Below are 24,112 nucleotides of genomic sequence, written 5' to 3' on the forward strand. Positions count from 1 at the left end.
GTCAACGCCGGCCAGGGCTTGCGCAGCGCGCCGAGTTGAGGCAGGGCAGCGCGGTCGACCGCTCAGTACGGACGACTCCCGTGAGAATGCTGGTCAGCGTGTTGGTGTCGGTCTTCAGCGACGCGGGTTGCTGGATGCTGCCACGGCGACCGGGTCGGCCGCCGTGCGTCCGATCCGATCGCGGTGGCGCTCCGAACAACCGTCGAGCACACGGCTCGTGAACCGGGGGGTGCATCGTGGCAGAACGACGACCGCGCAAGTTCTTCGCACTCGCGGCGCTGGCCGGCGTGGTCAGCGCGGTCGTGTTCCTCGCGGTCTCGGAGCTGGTCGCGCTGCTGGTTGCTCGGGAGGCCAGCCCGATCCTGGCCGTCGGTTCCTTCGTGATCGACATCGTTCCCCAGCCGCTCAAGGAGCTCGCGATCGCCACCTTCGGCGAGTTCGACAAGATCGCTTTGCTGGCCGGGCTCGGGCTTGCGGTGGTGATCGCCTCCGCGATCGCCGGGGTTCTGCAGTTCCTGCGGCCGCCCCTCGGCGTTGTCGCACTCGGTGTCGCGGGGGCGCTCTCGGTCGCGGCGATCGTGACCCGAGCAGGTGTCACTCCGCTCGCATTCCTGCCACCGGTGATCGGAGCGATCGCGGGCTCGATCGTGCTCATCGTGCTGTGTCGGCGCCTTCGAGGCTGGCAGCGTTCGACCGCTGGACCGGAGCCCAGCGCTGCGGCGAACGGGAGCCCTGCGGGGATGGATCGGCGCCGGTTCTTCGTGCTCGCCGGTGTCACCGGCGCCGCCGCGGTGATCGTCGGCGTCACCGCGCGAGCGGTGAGCATGGCCACCTCGTCAGTGGAAGCAGTCCGGCGAGCATTGCGCCTGCCGGCGCCGCGGTCGACCGTGACGCTGCCCACGGGAGCCGAACTCGACATCCCGGGCGTCACTCCCCTGATCACCCCGAACGCGGACTTCTATCGGGTCGACACTGCCCTGACCGTTCCCACCGTGAACCCCGACACCTGGCGGCTGGTCATCGACGGCATGGTCGACCGAATCGTCGAGCTCAGCTTCGACGATCTGCTCACCATGGGGTTCGATGAGTACGCGATCACTCTCACATGTGTGTCCAACGTGGTCGGGGGCGAGCTCGTCGGAAACGCCATCTGGCTGGGTGTGCCGGTGCGCGACATCCTCCGCCTCGCGGGGCCGCAGTCCGGCGCCGACATGGTGCTCTCCCGCAGCATCGACGGGTACACGGCGAGCACCCCGCTGTCGGCCCTCACCGACGACGGGCTCGACGCGATCCTCGCCATCGGGATGAACGGTGAGCCGCTGCCACTGGAGCACGGATTCCCCGTCCGGATGGTGGTACCCGGTCTCTACGGCTATGTCTCCGCCACGAAGTGGTTGACCGGACTGAAGGTCACCACGTTCGCACAGGACCAGGCGTACTGGACCCCTCGCGGCTACAGCGAACAAGCGCCCATCAAGTTCTCCTCACGAATCGACACCCCCAAGATCGGAAAGACCGTCGCCGCGGGCCGGATCCCGATCGCCGGGGTCGCGTGGGCGCAATCCGTCGGCATCGAAGCCGTCGAAGTGCGCATCGACGACGGCGACTGGCAGCCGGCGACCCTATCGACCCCGATCAACACCGACACCTGGGTGCAATGGTTCGTGGAGTGGGATGCCACACCGGGCACCCACTACGTCTCGGTGCGAGCCGCAAACAAGAACGGCGAGCTGCAACTCGAGGAGGCCGCACCGATCGCACCCAACGGCTCCTCGGGCTGGCAGCGCTCCCTGATCTCGGTCGCCTAGCACCCGGCCCGCCCGCCTACGAGATCAGCTCCTGCCGCACCACGGCGGCGCTCCACCGTCCGAGGATGGCGCCCGCGACGGTGTCGGAGATGTGGTGCTGGCCGCGGTAGACCCGCGAGAACGCGATCGCCCCGGGAATCCCGTGCCGAAGGAGGGGGCCGCGGTGTGTCAGTAGTCGTCGCGCGCCGATTGTTCGGCCGAACGCTGTCAGAGCCATCCACGGAGGCGGAAGACGACGTACAGAACGGCCCCGAATCCCACCATGATGAAGATGGCGAAAGCGAAGCCCCACGGCGAAGACAGCCACGGCATGACCGTGAAATTCATGCCGTAGATGCCGGCGACCAATGACGGCGCAAAGATGATGGCGGCCCATCCGGAGATCTTCTTCGCCTGTTCGGTCTGCCGCAGGCTCGTCTCCGTGAGCAGTCGCATCTCATCGTTCTGCTGCTGGGCGACCAACGTCGTGTGCGTCATCAAGGCATTCGTGAGCGTCTGACGGAATTCTTCCGTCTTCTCGGTGATGCTCAAGACGTGGTCGAGGACGTCGCGGAAGGAACGCCTCAATTCCAACGCGTGCGGATCATCCCGCAACTCCGACTCGAGGTCATGACGCAGCGTTGTCAGGATGGCGGTCAGCGGCCGAATCGCGCGCTGCAACTCCATGACCTCGCCCGAAAGGTCATAGATCCGCTTCGTCACCGCGCGATCTCCCGAGAACAGCTGGAACTCGATCTCGTCGATGTCGGCCTGCAGCCCCTTGACCACTGGTTCATACTCGTCCACGACCTGGTCGACGATCGCATACAGCACGCCCAGCGGGCCGCGCTCGAGCAGTTCGGGCGAGCCTTCAAGCCGGGCCCGCACCCGGCGCAGATCGGGTGATTCCGCGTGACGGATCGCAATCATGAAGTTCCCGCCGACGAACAAGTGCACCTCGCCGAACTCGACGGTCTCGTCCTCGTCGATGTACCGAGCGGGGCGCAGCACCACAAATCTGGTGTCGGCATATCGGTCCAGTTTGGCGCGCTGATGGCCCGTCAAGGCATCTTCGACCGCCAGCTCATGCAGCCCGAACTCCGCCGCGGCGATGCCGAGCTCGCGCTCATCCGGGCGGTAGAGACCAATCCACGCGAAGCCACCCAGCTCGTCGAGTGCTTCGAGGGTGCCGGCGAGGCTGGCAGGACTCGCCACCCGACGACCTTGGACGTAGATCGCGTCATCAATCAACGTCACGCCGTCAGTCTCCCACCCGCAAACCGACGTCGGGAGAGCTGAGCATCAGCGGTCATCCAACCGTAAACATCGCGGCCACGTTGTTGTGCAGGGATGCTGCGCCCCCGCCTCCGTAGTCGCATACGTTGCACGATCGGCGCACGCGTCCCGAGAGGACTTCCGGATGACGTCGCGCCCTGGGAAGGCACGACGTCTCCGACACCCGGACGAGAGCTATCCTGCCGCCATGGCCGACCGCGCGAACAAGCCCGAACTGCACGTGGACACCGTCGCGGACTGGGAAGCCTGGCTCGACTCGGACCCTGACCCGAACGGGATCCGACTTCGGCTGCGGAAGACGACCACGACCCGACCCGGGATCACCTACGCCGAGGCGCTCGATATCGCGCTGTGCTTCGGGTGGATCGATGGGCAGAAGCAATCCCTCGACGCCGACTACTTCCTGCAGACCTTCACACCCCGACGACCGCGGAGCATCTGGTCGAAGGTCAACATCGGCCACGTGACCCGGCTGATCGAGGAAGGTCGCATGCGTCCCCAGGGTCAGCTCGAGATCGACCGCGCCAAGGCCGACGGGCGATGGGACCGCGCATATCGGCAGCGCGACGGCGACCTCCCCGCGGAGTTGCGCGAGGCCCTGGAGGCGGACCCGAAGATCGCGGAAGCCTTCGCATCTCAGTCGGCGCAGAACCGGTTCGCGATGGCCTTCCGCGTCGCCAACCTGAAGCGGCCCGCGTCGCGCGCTGCCCGCGTCGCCGAGTACGTCGAGATGCTGAAACGGGGCGAAACCCTCCACTGAGCTCGTCGAAACGCCGATCCGCGGCTCGAGTGAGTTCGAGCAAACCGACGCCCTTACATGGCGGTCTGCGCGCGCTCGGCAGCGCCGTGACCCGTCAGCCGGCGTCCGTGACCGCTAGCGCGGGCGGAGAGTGAGGGTTTGTTGCGCAGTGCCGAGCGTGTGAGGTAGTCCGAGACGCGCTTCTCCCAGCGCCGTGAGCGCGCTCTGCCGCTCACCGCGTGCGGTACGCGGTGACGCTATCAGACATTGGGACTGCTTCACCTGTGGCGTCGACAAGGGCCGGGTCTCCGAGCAGCACCTGGAGGTTCTCGTCGACACCCCACATCGCGGCGACCGGTGAATCGCTCGGGCCCGTCCAGCTCGCGCAACCCGACGAGACTTCGAGGTCGATGTCAGTCACCAGGGCAACGAAGCAGACATTCTCGAAATCGACGGATTGCGCGATGAAGATCGTGTAACCGTCGATGGTGCCGACGTTGCGGATCGTGGATGGCTCGATCGGCTGGGTGTTCGAGCTCATCCCGCCGGGGAGAAGGTCCTCTTCTGTCTGTGGCGCTGCGAACTCCGGGATATCGGCGTACGCCCGCGACTGCGATGCTTCGGCGACCGGCACCGGGATGGAGGTCTGCGGGGAGGAGAAGAACGCGAAGCCCGGGATGAACGCTACGCAGAGGTAAGTCACGATCGGCGCAGCAATGAGCACGCCGGTCCCGGCCTTGGCGAGGCGCAGCCAGCGGTCGCCGGCGATCGCCGCCACCACGGTTGCCGCGTAGACGAGCGCGACGGTCATCGTGGCGATCACCGCGACACCGGTTCGGTTCTCGGGGATGCAGTAGCTCGGCATCGGGTAGATCGCCGGGCACACCATCGGTCCCCAGGGAACGGCCGCCAGCCAGATGAGCGCGATGGTCGCACCGGCGAGCAGGGTTGCCGCGACCACGAGTCCCCACGGAGCACGGGTGGTCGTCGCTGTGGGACTGGCGAGCTGATCCTTCATCGACATGCGCATCCCGATCTGCCGGTGGTTCCTCGGATACTGGCACACCAGGTCCTTGGCGTGCGACAACCTTCGGAGCTCGTTCACTTTTCGCGGCGAGGGGTTGGGCAGGCTTCGCGGCGGGCTCAGTCGTCGCGGCGCGGCGCCCCGCGGTTGATTTATCCACAACTTGCTTGGTCCGACCCATCGGAGTGAGCCCGGCAGTTACTCTCCGTCGAGAGTCGCGGAGATTGGTTATCCACCCCTGCGCGCCCACGGCGCAACGGGACGGGCTCATGGCAACTGGGGAGCGTGGGAAGTCTAATGACGAGGAGCGCTGGGTCTTGAGAAGTGTGCGCAAGGTGGTTGGGTCCGTTGTATTGACGGGCGTGCTGGCATTGACGGGATGCGCATCTCCGGGCGGCGACACCGTCGAGGACGGGGCGGCCGCTCCGAGCCCGGAGCGAAGCACGATCCCCGCGCCGGCGTCGGCCTCCGTATCCAGTGATGTGACGGATGCCGAGACGTGTCTGGCGATGGGTGACATCGTGTCAATCCGATTCAATGCCGATGTCGCGGTGAGCGAAGGGCGCATGAGCACGCAGGAGCAAAGCGGCTGGTATCGGCTCGCGACGATCGTGCTCAGTCGCGTGCCCACGCGTGGTGAGGGGCCAGTGAGCGACTCCGTGTCTGCGCTCCAGTCGGCCGTCCCGCCGGTAGCGCTCGCGGCGTATGGTCGCGGGGAGATCGGGGCGAAGGACTTGGATCAGCAGTGGTCCGCGGTCTTGCAGTCCTGCACGGAAGCGGGATCCGAGATCGCGACGGTGGCATTCACGGGAGGCTAGGGTCGGACCTCGATGTGCGGATTCGGTCACCGCACAGTTATGGCCGACGGCTGAACCGTCACGGTGAACTCGCGGGTTTCGCCGAGCTCTTCGCCATCGACTTCGAGGAGTCGCGGCGAAGGGAGGGTCACCGCGAGTGTCTCGGCCCGCCCACGTTGAAGCGATTCCGAGCTGGACTCTGCGGTCTTCTCGGTCGTGCTCATGAGGCGTTTCAGCCCGTCGTCCCACACCATGGTCTTCACCGTGCTCAGCCACTGCGCGAGTCCCTCGGCGCTGAGCACGAGGAAGTCCAGTTCGCCATCGGACGGGTCAGCATCCGGCATGATCTTCAGGCCGCCTTGCAGGGTGCCGCAGTTGCCGATCAGCAGCGTGTGCCCCTTCTCGGTCCACGGTTCTCGGCCGTCCGCGGCAATTCCGAAGGACAGAACGTCGCTCCCGGATATTGCTCGTCCGAGCGATTCGACATAGGCGAGCCAGCCCGCCCGATCCTTGAGCTGCTCATCGGTCTCGGCGATCATCTGCGCATCGAGCCCGAACCCGACCATCACGACGAACCCGTGTCGCTCGGTGCCACCCTCCGTCGTCACCTCGATCCAACCCACGTCGACCGCCCGGCCCTCACCCTCCAACGCCCGCCGAAACGCCGCCGGAGCGTCGTCGATGGGCACGTCCAGGTTTCGAGCGAACAGGTTGCCGGTGCCCAACGGGATGATCGCCAGCTCGACCTCGGCCATCGATTCAGCCAGGTACTCGGCGACGGCACGGACCGTCCCATCACCGCCCGCGACGACGAGCACATCAGTCGGAGCCTCCAGAGCCCGCGTGGCAGCTCCCCGACCAGGATCATCTTCCGTCGTCTCGAACCAGCGGACGTCGGCGGTCGGCATCCCGTCGAGCGCGTCAGCGAGCGCCGTCTCGAGAGGTTCCTTCTCTGTTTTCGATGGATTCCAGACGATCGCGATGCGCATCGGTCCCCTTCTCTCCGCGGCGATCGAGCCGGCACCCCCAGGGGTGCATCGGCCGGCGCCATCCTCGTTCGTGCTACTTCTTGCCGCCAGTTCGGCGCATCTCGACCAACTCGATCTGCAGACGCGCCAACTCCGCCGTGTGCAGGCGCTTCGGGACCCGTTTGACAGACGACCTGTGCGTGGTCTTCTTCAACATCACACCCACAGAGTCCCCGCCGGATGCCGGTCATCGGCGCCGGCGCAGCTGCCGCAAGTATGCGGTTCGCTCGTGACCTCCGTCGATCGGTGGCGCACACAATCCCGGAGGCATAAAATGCGCGCCGCACACACCGGAGTCGGAACATCGCCGAACGGCGAGTCGAGCGCGCGTCCGCGCGCGAGCAAGCGCACGCGTGCGGCTGGGATGGGACCCGGTTGATCAACTCCGGACGGACTCGGTGCGGGCCCCTGCTGGCCCGCCGCGACCTGCGGTTGGCGACTGTGTCGACGTCGAGTTGCATCAGGAGCTCCTCCACGCCATCGGGCGCGGCGGCCGCCCGGAACTGTCAAGGGCACCTTGCGATGCGCACGCAGCGGCTACCGTCGGAGGGGCTGCCGCGGGCTCGGTCGTCGCGGCGAGGAGGAACCGATGGCAGAAGCGAACGCCGACAAGACGGCGCCGCTGCTCGACGGTCGCTATCGGCTGGGCGACCTCGTGGGCGAAGGCGGCATGGCCCGCGTCTACCGCGCGGAGGACGTGGTGCTGGGCCGCACGGTGGCGATCAAGCTCATCCGGCCCGGCATCGACGGCGCTTCGTCGGAGCGCGCGCGCAGCGAGATGACGGTGCTCGCTTCGCTGAACCACCCGTCGCTCGTCACGCTCTTCGATGCCCGCCTCGTGCCCGGTCAGCCCGAGTACCTCGCAATGGAGTTCGTCGACGGCCCCACACTCGGTGCACGATTGGCCTCGGGCGGCCTGCTACCACCTCACATCGTCGGCCACCTCGGGGCCGAACTCGCCGAGGCCCTGCACGTCGTTCACAAGGCCGACGTCGTGCACCGCGACATCAAACCCTCCAACGTGCTGCTGAGTCCGCCACAGATCCCGGGCGCGCGGCCGCGTGCGAAGCTCGCGGACTTCGGCATCGCCTACCTGCTCGACACGTCGCGCATCACCTCGCCGGGGCTGGTGATCGGAACGGTGGCCTACTTGGCTCCCGAGCAGCTCCGCGGTGATGCGCCCACACGCGCGGCAGACATCTACTCGCTGGGTCTCGTGTTCCTCGAGGCGCTCACCGGCGAGCGGGCGCACCCGCAAGGCGGCGGCATGGCCGCCGCGGTGGCTCGCCTCGAAAGCAGGCCCGAGATTCCCGCCTCGCTGGATCAGGCTTGGATCGATCTCTTGACACGGATGCTGCACCCCGACCCCGCGCAGCGACCGACCGCCGCCGAGGTCGCGGCAGCGACCGGCAACCTCTCACAGCGCACTCCCACTGCCGGCACGCTCGCCGCGACGACGGCGGCCACCGTCCCGTTCACCGCGCCGACGCTGATAGCCCCGGTCGGAGGCGTCACCACGGCCGCGTCCGTCCGGCCCGACGCGGCGGCGCTCGCGCCAGCCGCAGCCGCAGCCGCAGGCGGGCACAGCGCCCGACGCAGGCGCCGGATGGTCACCCTTGCGGGCGTGCTTGCGAGCATCGCTGTCCTCGTCGGAGCGGTCGTCGGGATCGCGGCGCTCAATCAGCCGCAACCCGCTCCCCCACCTATGGTGACGACCCCTGATCCGACCGTCACCCCGCCCGCTGAGGTGAACACCGGGACGGGGGGCGCCGGCGAGGACTCGGGTCTGACCGAAGAGCAGCGCAAGAAGGCTGAGCAGGAGCAGAAGCGACTCGGGCAGGAGAAGCGCAAGCAAGCGCAAGAGGAGGAGAAGCGGCTCAAAGAACAGCGGGGCGAGAACGAAGACGACTGATCGCTGCACCGATCCGCGCCACGGTCAACGAGCAGACCGGCGCCGCTCCCCTGAGTGCCCCGCATGGGAGCTCCGACGCGGAACGCGGGAGCTCTGACTGACGGCTGCCGGTGAGCCGAGGCCAGTTCAGCCGCGCTCGTCATCGATGAGTCTCTGAAGAGTGCGCATCGCCTGCTGGAAGAAGACGGCGTTGGTCTGCTCGTAGTAGTGCGCGCCACCGATCGCCATCTCGAAGGCCCAGCCCCGTCCGCGCTCTCGTGCGGAATCATCGAGGCCCATCGCAGTGAGGAACCGACTGCGTGCGGGTTCGTCGAACAGCACCCAGGCTGGTTGCAGGTCCGCGGCTGGGTCACCGAAAGCCGGCGGCGCGACATCCACCATCCCGGAGAGGCGACCGTCGTTCGCGAGAAAGTTGCCGGGCATGGGGTCGCCATGGATGCGCGCCGCGGGACCTTCGTGCGGGCACGCTGCGAGGGCTCTCTCCCAGATCGCCGTCGTCTTGCGGGGATCGATGAGGTGGGCCGATTTCCGGATGGACTCGCGCACCCACGGGGTGTCGGCGAGTGGCCGGCCCCCACGTCCCCTGCCATTCCACGTTTGCCCCGCTACCGGGAGCGCTTGCATCGCCAGGATGAGCTCGGCAAGGTCGGCTGCCAGACGCTCATCGTGAGCCACAGGAAGGAGGTCGAGCGAACGTCCTGGCAACCAGGTCCAGACAGACCAGACGCCCGGATACCCTTCGAACGGCTCGCCGACCCCGAGTGGTCTTGGCACCGCGACTCGGAGATGATCAGCCAGGACCAGCGCATCCGTCTGTGCGCGAAGAACACTCTCGCGTTCCGCATCCGAGTCGGTCGGCACCAGCGGCAATCGGGCGACAACGTCCGCGCCCACGCGAAACGGTGCGACGACGGTACCCGCAGACTCGACACGCATGATCGACAACCCCGCGAACTCGGGGAACTGCTCTGCGATCGCCGACGCCAGCGCGCCCGTGGCAACCTCGATCTGACCGTCGTGCATCACGGGACCAATTCTGTTCGAAGACGACGGAGTCCAGGAGTGACCCCGCTTCTTGGGAGTCGCCCGCGCCTGTGGGTGTCTACGAGTGGCCTTGTGGCCCGATTCCTCCGAGGTCAAAATGGTGTCGATTCGCGCGCCTCTTTCAGGTTTGAGGAGACAGCCATGGATGACGTGTCGGTGCCGTTCACGACGGATGACTACCGAGCACGCATGAAGGGAGCGGCGCAGGCCGCCGCGGCGGAAGGTCTTGACGGGCTACTCGTAACCCCCGGCCCGGATCTTCTCTGGCTCACCGGGTATCAACCGACGGCCATCACCGAGCGGCTGACGTTGCTCGTGCTCCGCGAGGATGCCGAGCCGCAGCTGTTGGTGCCGATTCTGGAGCATCCGGATGCCGAGTCAGCAGCCGGTGCCGGCGCCGTGACCATCACGGATTGGCGAGACGGCACAGACCCGTACACCGCGGCCACGCCCTTGCTCCGGTCCGATGGGGAGTACGCGATATCCGACTCGGCGTGGGCGATGCACCTTCTGGGTCTGCAGGCACACGCACCGAAGATCAGATACTCGTCGGTCACGGAACGACTTCCCATGCTGCGGGCGGTGAAGGACCCCGCGGAACTGGCCAGGTTGGAGGCGGCGGGCGCGGCAGCGGACGCCACCTTCCGTGAGATCGTGAAGGTGCCGTTCGCGGGGCGCAAGGAGACCGACGTCGCCGCCGATCTTGCGCGACTGCTGCGTGAGTTCGGGCACGAACAGGTCGACTTCACGGTCGTCGGGTCTGGGCCGAACGGCGCCAACCCGCACCATGAGGCGGGCGATCGCACGATCCTTGCCGGAGACATGGTCGTGCTGGACTTCGGCGGGCTGATGCACGGGTACGGCTCCGACACGACCCGGACGGTGTGCGTGGGTGAGCCAACCGCGGAGATGCGGGAAGTCCATGACGTCGTGCGCGCCGCTCAGCAGACTGCGTTCGAAGCCGTGCGCCCGGGCATCGCCTGCCAGGAGGTCGACCGCGTCGCTCGTCGGGTCATCACCGAGGCCGGATACGGCGACGACTTCATCCATCGCACCGGGCACGGGATCGGGATGACGACCCACGAACCGCCGTACATGGTCGAGGGTGAGTGGCGGCCCACGGTGCAGGGGATGTGCTTCTCGATCGAGCCGGGCATCTACCTCGCGGGCCGCTTCGGCGTCCGGATCGAAGACATCGTCACCGTGACCGAGGACGGCGGGCGTCGCTTCAACGACACCGACCACGGGCTCACCATCGTCGAGTGATGCCGTCGGTGGCTCGGGAACGGCAACCGGGCATTCGGGCGCCGTAGCCACCCTCGGCTAATGTGCCGCGCCCGCCCCCGAAGCGGTCGTGGGCAGCGTGTGCGTGTGTGCAGCGGCGGACGCCGCGACATCCTGAAGCGTTCCCACCGGCATCCGGTGCCGCCTCATGAGCACCGCCATCACCACACCGGCGAGGCTGAGTCCGGCCATGACCCACGAAGCGGTCGCCAAACCCGAAGCCAGTGCATTCGACATCGACTCGCCGGCCCCCGTCTGCCCCGAGATGACGGAGGCGTTGATGGTCGCCACGAGAGCGGTGGCGACCGCGGCGCCGATATATCGAGCCATATTGGAGACTCCCGACGCGGACCCGACCTGATCCTGAGGTACGCACGCGGTGGAAGCCGATGAGGACGGACCGTTCGACAGGCCCATGCCGATCGCGATCGCGAGCAGAGGCAGGACGAAGGCTGCGTAGTTCCACGAAGCGTGGACGAACCCGACCACGCCGAACCCGATCGCCGTGATCAGGAATCCGAGCGCGACGACTCGTCGCCCCCCGATCCGAGCGGCGAACTTCGGTACCAACGGGGCGACGATCACAAGGCCCACGGTGGCGGGCAGCATCGCCAGTCCTGCCTGGAACGGCGTGAGTCCGAGGGCGTCGGGGTTCTGGAAATAGAGGCTGAGCAGATACATCAGCCCATTGATCGTGCCGGAGCCGATCAGGATCGCGACGGTCGAGACGACCAGGACGACGTTGCGGAGTAGAGCGAGATCCAGCAGCGGAACAGCGACCCGCTTCTCGACCATCACGAACGCGATGGCGCTGAGCACCGTCACCACGATGCATGCGATCGTCGGCAGCGAGACCCACCCCCATTCGCTTCCGAGGCTCGTCGCCAGGATGACGGGGGTGAGCGTCAGCGCAACCAGCACCGCGCCGAGATAGTCGATCGACTTGGGTCGATTCTCATCGCGCGACTCGTCCACTCCGCGGGCCGTGATCAGGACACACCCGAGGGCAACGACCGCGTCGATCCAGAACAGGCCCTGCCAGCCCGTGATATCGACGAGCACACCGCCCAGCAGCGGGCCCACTGCCGCTCCCACGGCGGCCGCAGCACCCCACAGCGATACCGCGCGCAACTGCGCTTGACCCGTGTTCGCCACGGTCAGCAGACTCAACCCGCAAGCGAGGATCGTTGCTCCCGCGGCTCCCTGGATGATGCGACCCAGGATCACCTCGAGTCCCGTGCTGGACAGTGCGATGAAGACGCAGGAGGCGATGAACAGCAGCAGCCCGAGCTGGAACACCCGCTTGCGCCCGAAGACGTCGCCCAGTGCGCCCGACGTGACGATGATCGCCGCGCCCATCAGGGAGTAGCAGGTGACCGCCCATTGCAGCGTGTCTACCGATGTTCCGGTGTCTTCACTGATCGCCGGAAGGAGGATGGCGACGGCCGATGTGTTGGCGTTGACCACGAGCGTCGAGATGCATGTCGCGACGAGCACGGATGTCGCGCCGCGAGCGGCGACGGTCTTCGCGGCGGTCGGATCCTGCGTCATGCGGCAACCCTCCGTGTACCGGTTCGAGCACGGCCATGCTCCGCGCGACATTCTCGCGCCCCCGTCCCCACGTCCACCAGTGGTGCCCTACCGTCAAGGCCCCCTCAGCGCTATCTTCAGCACTGATCGGCTTCTGTTTCGGTATCTCGCCACGCGGAAAGGGACGTCCGATGGTTCACTCGCCTGATTTTCGAGTTGGCGCGCGATGAGCGGCGCGGAGTCGTCGAGCCGAGGACGTGACACGGTCCGTGCGCGTGCCGCGGCCGTGCCCGCACCGGTGTGGATCTCGTGGATCGCCCTCGCGCTCATGACCACCAGCTCGGTCGCCAGCCTGCGGCCGGCGCCGACGATGGCCGTGTACGGGCTGGCGGCGGTCTTCCTCTACCTGGTCCCGGCGGTCGTCTTCCTGCTGCCCACCTCGTTGGTGGCGGCGGAGCTCGCGTCCGGCTGGAAGGGAGGCGTCTACAAGTGGGTGTCCGAGGGCATCTCGAAGCCCATGGGGTTCCTGGCCATCTGGTGCCAGTTCGCGATGACGATCTTCTACTATCCGACGCTGCTCGGGTTCGTGGCATCCACCCTCGCGTACGTCATCAACCCGGCGCTGGCATCGAATGGCGTGTGGACCGCACTCGTGATCATGGTCTGCTACTGGGCCGGTGTCTTCGTGTCGTCGCGAGGCACCAAGGGCGTGGCGGGTCTCGCGAGCTGGGGCCTGATCATCGGCACGCTCATCCCCGGCGCGGTGCTGGTGATCCTCGGCGCGCTCTTCCTCGGGCAGGGCAACCCGTCGGCCGCGCCGATGACCGTCGACAACCTGCTCCCGCAGTGGGCCGGCCTTGCCAGCCTCGTGCTCATCGTGAACAACTTCCTCTCCTACAGCGGCATGGAGATGAACGCGGTGCACGTGTCGTCGCTGAAGAACCCGGGTAAGGAGTACCCGAAGGCGATCTTCCTCGCCATGGGGCTCGTGCTGCTGATCTTCATCCTCCCCGCGCTCGCGATCAGCTGGGTCGTCCCGGCCGAGCAGATCTCGCTGACGGCCGGCATCATGCAGGCGTTCGAGGCCGTGTTCGCGACGTTCGACATCTCCTGGCTGACCCCGATCGTCGGGATCATGCTCGTCGCGGCCTCGCTGGGTGGCATGCTCACGTGGCTGGCGGGCCCGTCGAAGGGCCTGCTGCTCATCTCGCGCGAGGAGGGCTACCTGCCGCCGTTCCTGCAGAAGCTCAACAAGAACGGCGTGCAGCAGAACCTCCTGGTCACCCAGGGCGTCGTCACCTCGATCATCGCGCTGGGGTACGCGCTCATCCCGAACGTGTCCAGCGCGTATTGGATCTTCTCCGTCATCACGACGCAGGTCTACCTGATCATGTACCTGCTCATGTTCGTCGCCGCGGTCCGCTTGCGCAGGCTGCATCCCGACCACCCGCGCGGCTACCGCGCCCCGATGCTGGTCGCGCTCTGCGGGGTCGGCTTCGCCGCGTCGCTCGCCGCACTCCTGGTCGGCTTCATCCCGCCGTCGCAGTTCGGCGACCAAAGCCCGTGGATCTATCTCGTGATCGTCGGCGGCGGCGCGCTCGGCCTGGGGCTGCTCGTGCCATTCCTCTTCTACCGGTTCCGCAAGCCCTCCTGGAAGCAGCCGGCCGCAGCATCCGGAAGTGAATCATGAGCACGGATGCTGAGACCCAGAGCAAACGCGAGCGCTCGGTGATCGCCACCGTCGCGATCATCGTGCTGGTCGCGCTCGCCGTCATCGCGACCATCATGTTCGTCGGGGCCCGGCAGCAGGCCAAGGATGTCGACAAGGCGCAGGAACTGCTCGACGCGTTCGCCGACGCGGGTATCGCGGTCAGCTTCACACCGGAGCAGGTCGCATCGGTGCTCGGCGACGACGGCGGTGCGACCTGCGCCGACCCGAACTCTGCGCTGGCACGGTCGACGCTGCTCGCCGGCTTGTCCAACGGCGCCGGAGGCCCGGGGCTGCGCCCGACGCTGGTGGAGTCGAGGCTGCTGCAGGGCCAGCTTCTGATCATCCAGACGTACTGCCCGGATGAGGCGAAGGAGTTCCAGGAGTTCGTGGACAGCCTCAACACGGTCGACGGCGACGGCTCGTGAGCGACGACATCCGCGCACGGATCAGCGCGATGATGCCCGCTGCTCGCGGCGAGCTCGCCGAGCTCGTCGCAATCCCCTCCGTCGCCGACCCCCGTCAATACCCACCGGAGGAGTGCGCCAAAGCGGCCGAGTGGGTGCGCGGACGATTTGCGGCGCTCGGTTTCGATGACGCCAGGCTGGAGCGCACACCCGATGGCAGCGACGCCGTCGTCGGCAGCCGGCAAGCGGCCGACCCGGACGCGCCGACGGTCCTGTTGTATGCCCACTACGACGTGCAGCCTCCCCTCGAGGAGTCCGCGTGGCGGACACCGCCGTTCGTGCTCACCGACGTCGACGGGCGTTGGGCGGGCCGGGGCGCCGCGGACTGCAAGGGAAACATCCTGATGCACCTCCTTGCGCTGCGCGCCCTGCAGGACGAGATCCCCGTCCACCTGAAACTCGTGGTCGAGGGCAGCGAAGAGCAAGGCACGGGAGGGCTGGAACGGTTCGTCGAGGCGAATCCGGACGTGCTCGCCGCGGACGTGATCCTCGTATGCGACACAGGAAACGCCGCGGTCGGGCGCCCTGCGGCGACCGTCTCGCTGCGTGGTTTCGCGAACGTCGTCGTGCGGGTCGAAGCGCTCGCGTCGGAGATCCATTCCGGCATGTTCGGCGGCCCGGCGCCCGATGCGCTGGCCGCGCTCGTCGCCGTACTCGCCTCGTTGCGCGACGATGCCGGCAGCACGACGGTCGACGGGCTTCCCCACGACGGCACGTGGACCGGCGAACCCTATGACGCCGGGCAGTTCCGCGCCGACGCCGGGGTCCTCGACGGGGTCGGACTCCTGGGTGACGGTTCCGTGGCGGATGAGCTCTGGTCGCGGCCGGCGCTCACTGTGCTGGGCATCGACTGTCCGCCGGTGGTCGGCTCATCAGCATCCATCGTTCCGCGTGCAGCGGCGCGTCTGAACCTGCGAGTCCCGCCAGGCATCAGCGCGCAGGACGCACACGACGCCCTGGTGGCGCACCTTCAGGCCCATGCCCCGTGGGGTGTGCGGATGGATGTCGAGACTGAGGCAGTGGGAGAGCCGTTCCGGACCGCCACCGACGGCCCCGCGTTCCGTGCGTTCGCAGACGCGATGCACACGGCCTACGGGGTCGAACTGACGAAGCTGGGTCAGGGTGGGTCGATCCCGCTCTGCAACGTCTTCGCCGACACCTACCCGAATGCCGAGATCATCCTGATGGGCGTCGAAGAGCCACTCGCTCTCATCCACGCGCCCAATGAGAGCGTCGATCCCACCGAGATCCAGAACCTCGCGATCGCCGAAGCGCTGTTCCTCCGGTCCTACGCGAAGGCGACCTGACCGCGCGAACGATCAACCCGACTGCTCGCCGGTGTCGTCCATCCAGTCGGCAGCAGGCGCACTGCGGAAACCCCGAGCCGAACCCGACGCGACCAGCCCCAGCAGCACACCCAACGCGATCGACACCATCGTGGCGATCGTCGTGACGATCGCGTTGGTCCCCGTCGCCGCCCCGTCCAGAAAGCTCGCCACGCCGATGAGCCCGAGCGCGCCGGGCACGAGCAGCCAGAACGCCGGCAGGAAGCTCACCAGCGCCGGCGGCCCGGTCCGCTGGCGCGCGACGACCACCGCGACCGGCGTCATCACCGCAGCACCGACGAGTGCCGAAAGGACGCCGTCGAAGAACACGTCGCCGAGCACCTGGGCGCCGTACGCGACGTACAGCACGACCAAGATCCAGCCGATCGAGGAGGGGCGCGCGCACTGGTAGACACTGATGCCGACGCCGAACACGGCGACGGCCACCCACGGCGCAGCGGGCCCCAACGGCCATTGCGTCGCGGTGATCGCAGGAACCCCGATGAGCGCGCCGGCCGCGACGATGCCGGTCGCGAGCAGAAGCAACCGGATGGCCCCGGCAGCCAGACGAGCGGCTCCCGATACGATGTGCCCCGTCGCGAGCTCGATCACACCGATCGTCAGCAGGCCGCCAGGCAGCAGCATGATCAGTGGAGCGACGATCGCGGGGAGCACGCCGGGATCGACCAGATGCGCGACGGCGAGCATGACCAGGCCCACTCCGAGAGATGCGGCGACCACCACGAGGGCTTGATACGCCGCTTCGAGGCGTTCCGTTCCCAGCAGCAGCGCACCGACACCGATGCCGAGCGCACCCGCGGCGATCACACCGGGCCACGAGGAGCCGAGCAGCACACTGAGCGCGGCCGACAGCAGTCCATACGCCCCGATTCGCTGCACCCTCGTGAACGGCTGGGGCAGTCCTTTGACGCGAGGGAGTTGCCGGCGCACCCAACTTGCGCCGTTCGACCGGGTGCGCGCCACGCCCGCGATGCGATCCACAGCATCGACCTGGTAGAGCAGCGCGGTGCTGTCGCCCGCAGCCACCGCGCGCGTCTGAACTGAACCGGCATCTCCCGACGAGACGAGGATGGATGTCGGGAACACAACGGCTTCGGCAGACGGCAGGCCGTTCACCTTCGCCATGTCGTCCAGCGCGCTTCGGACCTGGCCCACCGGGTAGCCGCTGTCGATCATCGCGGTGCCCAACGACGCCATCGCATCGAGCACGGCGGGTGCTGACTCGGTGCCGACCAGCGCCGCGCCCGCGGCGGTGCTGGTCGGCGGCGGTTCGCGACGTGCGAGGAGCCACAACAGCACGCCGGCGGCGATGAGCACGCCGAGTGCCAGTAATACGGTCGGCAGCGTGGTCGTCGATTCCGATGCCGCGGGCGGGATGGCCGGAACGGGCGTGGCTGTCGTCGCTGGTGTCGTCGTCGGTTCCGGCGTGCTCGTGGTGGGCGTGGGGGTCGGATCGGGAGAGTCGGTCGGCTCTGGTGAGGGCGTGGGAGTGATCGTCGACGTCGGTGACGGGGTCGGCGTAGGCGTCGGATCAAGAGTCGGCGACGGGGATGGCGCCGGCGAATCGGGAACCGCGGATGAGAGGTGCGCGATGCCGCTCGCGGATGCCGGGATGGCCGATGTGAAGCCGGCTGCGCCGAGCAGCAGCATAAGGAGGGCCATAGTCGAAACGGCGCGCGGGACAGTCGTGCGCCGCCGGCGCCTCGGTCTCGTACGCATCCACGCCATCAAGCACTCATGTTGGCATCGCGAAAGCCGCGAGGCGATAGGGCACCGCTGACAGCCGACTCCCCTCACGCGCTCCCGCGAAAGGACGAGGGAGTCGGATCGATGGTTGCAGGTGAGCCGCAGCGACGCGGTTCCACGTTTCGCGATGCGTCGCGGGTGCAGCCGGGCGTCATTGGCCGCCGCGCACGATGCGCGGGGGCTTCCCGCGACGAAAACGGATAGTGCCCAGCGCCGACCACGGCACTGCGTTGCGGTTGCCTTGACGATCCCCGAGCGAGCGGCGCACGACAACGGAAGGTTCATCGTCTATTTCGGTGCTTTGCGGGCCTGCCCTGTGATGACGAGCGATCGCCACATCGAGCCCAGTTCACCGAGTACGATCGCGCCATGCACGCGCACGTGCGTCCGACACCGGCCTTGGCGGGTGAAGGACGCCGAAATCTCGTGTCCCTGGGCGTCGCCGCGGTCGTCGCGGTCATCGCCCTGCTCGCCTTCAACGCGCTCTGGCCGATTCGATTCACCACCGACGCCGTCGTCCTCACGGTCTTCGTCTTCTGGATCGCCTACTCGCTGTCGTTCCTGGCCCTTACCCAGTACACGTTCGGCCGTGTGGATGCCCCGACGCTGCGGGCCTGGCTGTCGGCGACGAACTCCCCGAGCCGCAGCCTCGCGCTCCCGGCAAGCGCGGTGCAATGGGCGGTGCTCGCGCTCGTATCCGTGATCCTCGTGCTGATCCTGCCGGGCCTGCTCGACAGCCCGCTCGCCAATGCGCTCAGCTTCGTCGTCGTGATCACGGCTTGGTTGGTGACCGTCACCGCTTACGCGATGCACTACGCCCGACTGGATTCGCAGGAGGAGTCGTTCGAACTCCCCGGCAAGAAGGGCGACGCCCCCGTCTTCGCGGACTACTACTACCTCGCCGCGCAGATCGCGACGACCTTCTCGTCGGCCGACATCAACGTGCTCACGACCCGAGCGCGATCGATCGTCACCGGGCAGACATATATCGCCTTCGCCTTCAGCACCTTCATCATCGCCCTGCTTATCAGCGTTCTCTTCCTCACCACCTGACGGCAGGAAGTGCTCGGATTCCCGAGTCGCTGCTTCCTCGTCGCCGATTGGGTCCCGTAGCGTGCGACGGGCGAAAGCCGGACGACCGTCGCGCATCAGCCATCTGGCGATGTCGATTGGGTCAAGCGCTTCACGTATGCCGCAAGCCGAGAGTTGGTCTGGACCCACACGGCCTCATCGCTGGCGATGATGTCGCCGCCTTGGACGCCGCTCGGTGCGGCATCGCGATTGGAGTTCGCTCGTGTCTCGATGTGATTCCGCGGTCCTCAGGTTCCGAGGTGGGGGAACGCGTCCTTCACAATGACCTTGAGGTGGGCGAGGGCTTCCTGCCCGTCCATCTTGTCGAGGCCCTCGATGAGGGGCACGTCGGTGTTCAGGCCGTGGAGGAGTTCGGCGGATCCGCCGACGAAGGCTTTCGCGAGCGGTGACAGCGGAGCGTCGAGCGGGATCATCGATTCGTCGAAGGGCGGGACCGGTTGCGGGTGCACGGCCGGCCACTCCGCCGGCTGCCGTGGTTCATCCCGGGTGAGGATCGCGGCGAGATCGGGCGCGTCGGCGTCGCGGGCGGTGAGCGGGTCGCCGAGGTTCCAGCGCTCCCGCAGCGTGCGGATCACCGAGGTGTGGTGGTGCACGCCGTTGATGACGGTGCGTTCATCGATCCACGGTGAGATGGCGATCGCGGGCAGCCGGATACCGAGCCTGTCGAACGGGAACTCGTACTGGCCGGTGCGGGCCAGGGCGGGCGCTGCCGCCAGGGGTGGCGGCACGTGGTCGTAGGTTCCGCCGTGCTCATCGAAGACGACCATCAACAGCGTGTTGGACCAGTTCGAACCCTCTTCGCTGGCCCCGTCCCGGATGGCCTCGTACACCTTGGCGAGGAGCGCCTCGCCTCCCAGCAACGACGAGGGGGCGTCGAACGACAGTCCGGGCATGAGCATCGACACCGGCGGGTGCATGTCGTTGTGACCGTGGAACAGGTTGGGTTCGATGAACGAGTACGTCGGAAGGTCGCCGCCTGCGGCGTCCGCGTAGAACTGGTCGGTGGTGAAGAAGTTCGTCGCGAACCGCTCCTTGAGCCGCGGGCCGTGGATGAGGGCGGTGAAGGATGCCGGGGCGGCCGGGTCGACGTACACGCGCCAGGTGAGGCTCTTCGCCTCGAGGCGCTCGAAGATCGTCTCGGCATCGTTCTTGCCGGGGAAGGTGCCGTAGGGTGCGTTGACGACGAAGCCGGACGCGGTCGCCGCGTGGAAGAAGGACCGGTTCGTGAACGTCTGCGACGGCACCTCGGCGAACCAGTGGTCGAAGGTCGCGAAGCCGCGTGCCAGCGCGGAGATCACAGGCATCTGCTGGGGCGTGTACCCCTGCATGATCTGGGCGTACTCGTCGTAGGTGGGTTGCCTGCCCATCTCGGCGGTGAACGCGCTGATGTAGTCGGTGACGAACCCGCTCATCGGCGGCGGCGACAGCGTGTCGGCGGGCGCGTTGTAGGGCGCGGTCATCTTCTCGGCCAGCACACCGCGATTGCTGGGCGGGTCGATCTGCCCCCACAGCTGCGTGTTGACGTGCTGGTACTCCTCCCCGGGGTCGGGGTTGGGGGTATCCATTGTCTTCGCGATCCCGTAGGAGATCGAGCCGTGCTCGGCACCGTGCTCGGCCCAGTCCGGGATCGGGTTCGACAGGTCCTTGCCGATCACCCCCTCGAAGGATTCCACCTCACCCGGTTCGTAGAGCCGTCCGAGCAGGTTGTCGAAGGAGCGGTTCTCGAACATGATCGCGACGACATGGTCGAGGGCGTTCCGACGGTTCGGGCTGGACACGATTCTCCGTTCGGCGAGGGTGGAGGTCACGACTTCGTGGGGTCGGCGGGCTCCGTATACAGGTCGCCCTGGGCGGCAGCGGAGCCACTGCGGCCGCCGCCGTACCCACGGAGCACGAACGCGAGCAGCACCGCGATGGCCGCGCCCGCGATCGGGCCGGCGACGTACACCCAGTAATCGGTGAAGTCCAGACCGGCCAGGTCGGGGCCGAACGTGCGGGCCGGATTCATCGACGTCCCGGAGATCGGGCTGCCCCACAGCCCGGCCAGCGCGATGTAGGAGCCGACACCGACGGCGCCGATGACACCGATGTTCTGGGCCCCGGACGCGGTGCCCAGGATGACGCTGACAAGCCCGAGCGTGAGCAGGGTCTCCATCCAGAACGCCTGGAGCGACGTGTAGCCCTCGGCCGGGTAGTTCGACCCATACGTCGCCGATACCCCGATCACGGCCTGCAGCATCCACGCCGCGAGGGTCGCACCGATGAGCTGCACGAGGATGTAGCCGGGCACCCGGAGCCAGGGGAAGTCGCCGCGTGCCGCGAATGCGAGTGTCACCGCCGGGTTCAGATGCGCGCCGGACACCTTCCCCATGAACAGGATGATCCCCATCACCATCAGCCCGGGTGCGACCACGGCGGCCGTGCGGCTGATCTGGCCCGGAAACGCCTGCCCCATCATCCCGCCCCCGGCCGCGACGACAACCAGCAGGAAGGTGCCGTACAGCTCGGAGAACAGCCGACGCCACTCCTGCCGCGGGTTCTTGAAGTCCGCCATCGGCTCGACCACCTCGAGCTCGAACCAGCGCTCGAACCGGGAGCCGCTGGCCCCACGCGATTGCTCCACCATGGCTCTCCTCGACCCACGACGCACGACAAGCGCTCGCACGTGCCGGGCGAGCGGCTCGGCACGGACGATATACCCACATCCCACCCCACCGAAAGACTCCGCGATGCACCGCCCCCATACCGGTTCGTCGACACGGCACACCGAGACACACGGATCGCCACGCCGGAGTGCCCGCGCACGGATCGATCGTCGTCAGCGAATCTGCATCACCACGGTCCCCGCCGTCGGCACAATCGGCCTCACCTTCGCCGTCGGCGCCTGGGACGGATTCGTGACTCGCAAGCCGACTGAAGATCCGCAGTCGTCGGGTCGGCGCGTCAGTCGCCCGATACGGGCGTGGCGAGCCTTGGCCGTATGCCCGCCCACACCTGTTCCAGCGCGCCCCGCAGGTCGGCCCGATCCACACCGGCCATGTACTGCAGAACGATGCCGTCGAGTGCCGCGAAGGTGGCGCGCGCGATCGCGTCCGTGTCCCCTTCGACGCCATGCTGTCGAAGACTCTCGGCCACGACCGCGTGATAGCGGGCGTACAGCCGGGCCACGGGCGCCCGGTACAGCTCGTTCCGCCGGGCCTCGAGAATCATCTCGTACTGGAACGCCTGCAGCTCGGGGCGCACCGAAATCGCCTGCAGGAGTGTGTCGGCGAACGCCTTCTCTGACGCGAGCTCCAGCAGGTCGGTGGTCTCGATCGACTGCTCCACCGCCCAGTCGAGAGCCGCAGCAAGCAAGGCCTCCCGCGTCCCGAAATGATGCGCGATCAGGGAGTTGTTGACGCCAGCACGCTCGGCGATGGCTCGGAACGTGAGGCCGCGTAAGCCCTTGTCCGCGACGACGTCGACGGTCGCGGAGACCAGCAGGTCTCGCCCCTCGCCGTATGCCACACGTCCCACGCCTTCATGCTACTCACCGCAAGTTGCCTCTTGCGCAGAGAACTAAGCATTTGCTTAAATCTCCTCAGCGCACCGCAGCGCCCCACTGTCGAGGAGGACAACCCATGTCTGAGCAGTTCACAATCGCCGGCACGATCGACCGCACCGCCGCTGAGCCTTTCCAGGTCGGCGTCGTGCAGTGGGTGCGCCGCCCCGGTGAGGGCGGGCGGGAGCAGCTGTCCGCCGGGTACTGGTTCGTGTCCCCGGATGAGACGCCCGGTCCGATGCTCGTCGTCGGCCACGCGGACGAGACGGTGCACATCGTCGAGGGCCGGGTGCGCATCGAGCCGGAGGGCGGCGAGGCGATCGAGCTCACCGCCGGCGGCTCCGCATCGCTCAACAAGGGCGTCCCGGCGACCTGGACCGTGCTCGAGCCGACCGTCGAGTTCTTCGTCTACTCCTGAGTGGACGGGCAGATCACCATGGACAACACGTACGACGTCATCGTCATCGGCGCCGGCTTCGCCGGCCTCACCGCGGCCCGCGAGCTCGCTCACGCCGGCAAGCGGGTGGCGGTCCTCGAGGCCCGTGACCGCATCGGCGGGCGCACCTGGCTCGACGAGCGGATGGGACTGAACCTCGAGCTCGGCGGCACCTGGGTGCACTGGACGCAGCCGCACGTGTGGGCCGAGCTGCGCCGCTACGGCATCGGCCTGGCACCGAGCCCCGTGCCGCAGAACGCGTACTGGTGGAACGGCGTGCGCACCGTCGCAGGCAGCCCGGACGAACTCTTCGAGCTCCTCGACCGCCCCAACGAGCTGCTCGCGGCCCGCTCGCGCGAGGTGTTCCCGCAGCCGTTCGCCCCGCTGGACTCGGCACTTCTCGCCGACTTCGACGGCGTCTCGCTCCTCGACGAAATCGACCTCCTGCCCATCCCCGCCGAGCAGCGCGCGCTGCTCGAGTCGTTCTGGACGCTGAACTTCAACGGCCGCATCGAGGATGCCGCGTTCACCCAGGCGCTGCGCTGGGTCGCCATCACCAACGGCGACTGGAAGGTGATGTTCGAGGCCTGCGCGACCTACAAGATCGCTGGCGGCACCAAGGCCCTCGCGGAGGCGATCCAGGCAGACACGGCCGCGGACTTCCGCTTCTGCGCCGACGTGCGCAGCATCCGTCAGGATGACGACGGTGCGGTGGTCGCCACCGCCGACGGCACCGAGTACCAGGCGCACAGTGTGATGGTCGCGGTCCCCATCCAGACGCTTCCGCGTATCGCATTCACCCCTGCGCTCCCTGTCGCCGTGCAGATCGCAGCCGAACAGGGACAGCTCGGCTTGGGCACCAAGGTGTGGTTCACCATCGAGGGCGAGCACCCCGCGTTCGTCGCACTCGGCGGCGCCGACTGGCCGCTCAACTTCTTCCAGTCCGAATACGTCGCCGACGGGAAGACGTTCGTGATCGGATTCGGACCCGACGCCCACGCCATCGACCCCGCAGACACCGCCGCGGTCCAGGAGCTGCTGAACCGGCTCGTTCCGGACGCGAAGGTCGTCGAGAGCGTCGGCCACAGCTGGGTCGACGACGAATACGCCCAGGAGACCTGGCCGATGCATCGCATCGGGTTCCTGACCGAGTCTCTCCCTGCCCTCCAGCAGCCCCACGGCCGGATCCGCATCGCCGGATCCGATGTCGCCGACGGCTGGGGCGGCTTCATCGACGGTGCGATCGACAGCGGCCTGAAAGCCGCTCGCGCCATCCTCACCACCGCGCAACCCGTCGCGGTCTGACATCCCACGCACTACGAGATCAAGGACGAT

General features: G+C 67.6%; 22 protein-coding genes. 12 read left to right on the top strand and 10 right to left on the bottom strand.

What is annotated here, in order from left to right; all coding sequences use genetic code 11:
- Positions 1-236 precede the first annotated feature (236 nt).
- Entirely contained in the window at positions 237-1,808 is a 1,572-nt protein-coding gene (locus tag ACLBXX_RS00340) for a molybdopterin-dependent oxidoreductase (RefSeq protein ID WP_447656333.1), read from the top strand.
- A gap of 16 nt (positions 1,809-1,824) precedes the next feature.
- On the opposite strand, the gene ACLBXX_RS00345 is transcribed toward ACLBXX_RS00340, so the two are convergent.
- The gene (locus ACLBXX_RS00345; RefSeq protein WP_447656334.1) at positions 1,825-2,025 is read right to left on the bottom strand and encodes a phosphatase PAP2 family protein; all 201 of its coding nucleotides are present in this window, start codon (positions 2,023-2,025) and stop codon (positions 1,825-1,827) included.
- The gene (locus tag ACLBXX_RS00350; protein ID WP_447656335.1) at positions 2,016-3,044 is read right to left on the bottom strand and encodes a magnesium and cobalt transport protein CorA; all 1,029 of its coding nucleotides are present in this window, start codon (positions 3,042-3,044) and stop codon (positions 2,016-2,018) included. Before ACLBXX_RS00350 ends, ACLBXX_RS00345 begins: the two co-directional genes overlap by 10 nt.
- Positions 3,045-3,270: 226 nt before the next feature.
- Between ACLBXX_RS00350 and ACLBXX_RS00355 the strand changes: the two genes are divergently transcribed.
- Positions 3,271-3,843, top strand: a complete 573-nt coding sequence (locus tag ACLBXX_RS00355; RefSeq protein WP_447656336.1) for a YdeI/OmpD-associated family protein — start codon at positions 3,271-3,273, stop codon at positions 3,841-3,843.
- Positions 3,844-4,054: 211 nt separating this feature from the next.
- Here ACLBXX_RS00355 and ACLBXX_RS00360 read toward each other — a convergent pair whose 3' ends face one another.
- Positions 4,055-4,909: a hypothetical protein gene (locus ACLBXX_RS00360; RefSeq protein WP_447656337.1), complete on the bottom strand. Its 855-nt coding sequence runs from the start codon at positions 4,907-4,909 to the stop codon at positions 4,055-4,057.
- A gap of 446 nt (positions 4,910-5,355) precedes the next feature.
- On the opposite strand from ACLBXX_RS00360, the gene ACLBXX_RS00365 reads away from it, so the two are divergent.
- A complete protein-coding gene (locus ACLBXX_RS00365) occupies positions 5,356-5,664 on the top strand; it encodes a hypothetical protein (protein WP_447656338.1) in 309 nt (102 codons plus the stop codon).
- Between the two features lie 26 nt (positions 5,665-5,690).
- On the opposite strand, the gene ACLBXX_RS00370 is transcribed toward ACLBXX_RS00365, so the two are convergent.
- Entirely contained in the window at positions 5,691-6,632 is a 942-nt protein-coding gene (locus ACLBXX_RS00370) for a diacylglycerol/lipid kinase family protein (RefSeq protein WP_447656340.1), read from the bottom strand.
- A 628-nt stretch (positions 6,633-7,260) separates the two neighbouring features.
- Between ACLBXX_RS00370 and ACLBXX_RS00375 the strand changes: the two genes are divergently transcribed.
- Entirely contained in the window at positions 7,261-8,583 is a 1,323-nt protein-coding gene (locus ACLBXX_RS00375) for a protein kinase domain-containing protein (protein WP_447656341.1), read from the top strand.
- A 126-nt stretch (positions 8,584-8,709) separates the two neighbouring features.
- Here ACLBXX_RS00375 and ACLBXX_RS00380 read toward each other — a convergent pair whose 3' ends face one another.
- Positions 8,710-9,606, bottom strand: coding sequence for a phosphotransferase (locus ACLBXX_RS00380; RefSeq protein WP_447656450.1), 897 nt, complete (start codon positions 9,604-9,606; stop codon positions 8,710-8,712).
- A 162-nt stretch (positions 9,607-9,768) separates the two neighbouring features.
- On the opposite strand from ACLBXX_RS00380, the gene ACLBXX_RS00385 reads away from it, so the two are divergent.
- Positions 9,769-10,893, top strand: coding sequence for a M24 family metallopeptidase (locus tag ACLBXX_RS00385; RefSeq protein ID WP_447656451.1), 1,125 nt, complete (start codon positions 9,769-9,771; stop codon positions 10,891-10,893).
- A gap of 57 nt (positions 10,894-10,950) precedes the next feature.
- Here ACLBXX_RS00385 and ACLBXX_RS00390 read toward each other — a convergent pair whose 3' ends face one another.
- The gene (locus tag ACLBXX_RS00390; RefSeq protein WP_447656342.1) at positions 10,951-12,462 is read right to left on the bottom strand and encodes an MFS transporter; all 1,512 of its coding nucleotides are present in this window, start codon (positions 12,460-12,462) and stop codon (positions 10,951-10,953) included.
- Between the two features lie 205 nt (positions 12,463-12,667).
- Here ACLBXX_RS00390 and ACLBXX_RS00395 point away from each other — a divergent pair, with 205 nt between their 5' ends.
- From ACLBXX_RS00395 to ACLBXX_RS00405, 3 genes are read left to right on the top strand one after another with little or no spacing between them, the layout of a single operon-like run.
- Positions 12,668-14,131, top strand: coding sequence for an APC family permease (locus tag ACLBXX_RS00395; protein ID WP_447656343.1), 1,464 nt, complete (start codon positions 12,668-12,670; stop codon positions 14,129-14,131).
- Positions 14,128-14,577, top strand: a complete 450-nt coding sequence (locus ACLBXX_RS00400) for a hypothetical protein (RefSeq protein ID WP_447656344.1) — start codon at positions 14,128-14,130, stop codon at positions 14,575-14,577. Before ACLBXX_RS00395 ends, ACLBXX_RS00400 begins: the two co-directional genes overlap by 4 nt.
- Complete coding sequence (locus ACLBXX_RS00405; RefSeq protein WP_447656345.1) at positions 14,574-15,923, top strand: M20/M25/M40 family metallo-hydrolase; 1,350 nt, start codon at positions 14,574-14,576, stop codon at positions 15,921-15,923. The genes ACLBXX_RS00400 and ACLBXX_RS00405 overlap by 4 nt, the downstream gene beginning before the upstream one ends.
- A gap of 12 nt (positions 15,924-15,935) precedes the next feature.
- Here ACLBXX_RS00405 and ACLBXX_RS00410 read toward each other — a convergent pair whose 3' ends face one another.
- The gene (locus ACLBXX_RS00410; RefSeq protein ID WP_447656346.1) at positions 15,936-17,279 is read right to left on the bottom strand and encodes a threonine/serine ThrE exporter family protein; all 1,344 of its coding nucleotides are present in this window, start codon (positions 17,277-17,279) and stop codon (positions 15,936-15,938) included.
- Between the two features lie 28 nt (positions 17,280-17,307).
- Here ACLBXX_RS00410 and ACLBXX_RS00415 point away from each other — a divergent pair, with 28 nt between their 5' ends.
- Together ACLBXX_RS00415 and ACLBXX_RS00420 are read left to right on the top strand one after the other, a co-directional pair.
- Entirely contained in the window at positions 17,308-17,742 is a 435-nt protein-coding gene (locus tag ACLBXX_RS00415) for a hypothetical protein (protein WP_447656347.1), read from the top strand.
- 335 nt (positions 17,743-18,077) lie between these two features.
- A complete protein-coding gene (locus ACLBXX_RS00420) occupies positions 18,078-18,761 on the top strand; it encodes a DUF1345 domain-containing protein (protein WP_447656348.1) in 684 nt (227 codons plus the stop codon).
- Positions 18,762-19,027: 266 nt separating this feature from the next.
- Here the strand turns inward: ACLBXX_RS00420 and ACLBXX_RS00425 are convergent, their stop codons facing one another.
- The 3 genes from ACLBXX_RS00425 to ACLBXX_RS00435 all read right to left on the bottom strand — a co-directional run bounded on the left by ACLBXX_RS00425 (position 19,028) and on the right by ACLBXX_RS00435 (position 22,316).
- Positions 19,028-20,578, bottom strand: a complete 1,551-nt coding sequence (locus ACLBXX_RS00425; RefSeq protein WP_447656349.1) for an alkaline phosphatase family protein — start codon at positions 20,576-20,578, stop codon at positions 19,028-19,030.
- Between the two features lie 26 nt (positions 20,579-20,604).
- Positions 20,605-21,426 (bottom strand): MIP/aquaporin family protein, encoded by an 822-nt coding sequence (locus ACLBXX_RS00430; RefSeq protein ID WP_447656350.1) that lies wholly within the window; start codon positions 21,424-21,426, stop codon positions 20,605-20,607.
- Positions 21,427-21,743: 317 nt separating this feature from the next.
- On the bottom strand, positions 21,744-22,316 hold the full coding sequence (locus ACLBXX_RS00435; RefSeq protein WP_447656351.1) for a TetR/AcrR family transcriptional regulator: 573 nt from the start codon (positions 22,314-22,316) through the stop codon (positions 21,744-21,746).
- Between the two features lie 104 nt (positions 22,317-22,420).
- Here ACLBXX_RS00435 and ACLBXX_RS00440 point away from each other — a divergent pair, with 104 nt between their 5' ends.
- Positions 22,421-22,759 carry a cupin domain-containing protein gene (locus tag ACLBXX_RS00440; RefSeq protein ID WP_447656352.1) on the top strand — a complete coding sequence of 113 codons (339 nt, stop codon included), beginning with the start codon at positions 22,421-22,423 and terminating at the stop codon, positions 22,757-22,759.
- Complete coding sequence (locus ACLBXX_RS00445; protein ID WP_447656353.1) at positions 22,760-24,082, top strand: flavin monoamine oxidase family protein; 1,323 nt, start codon at positions 22,760-22,762, stop codon at positions 24,080-24,082.
- Positions 24,083-24,112: the final 30 nt, after the last annotated feature.

This window comes from Microbacterium sp. C23T, assembly GCF_053345975.1.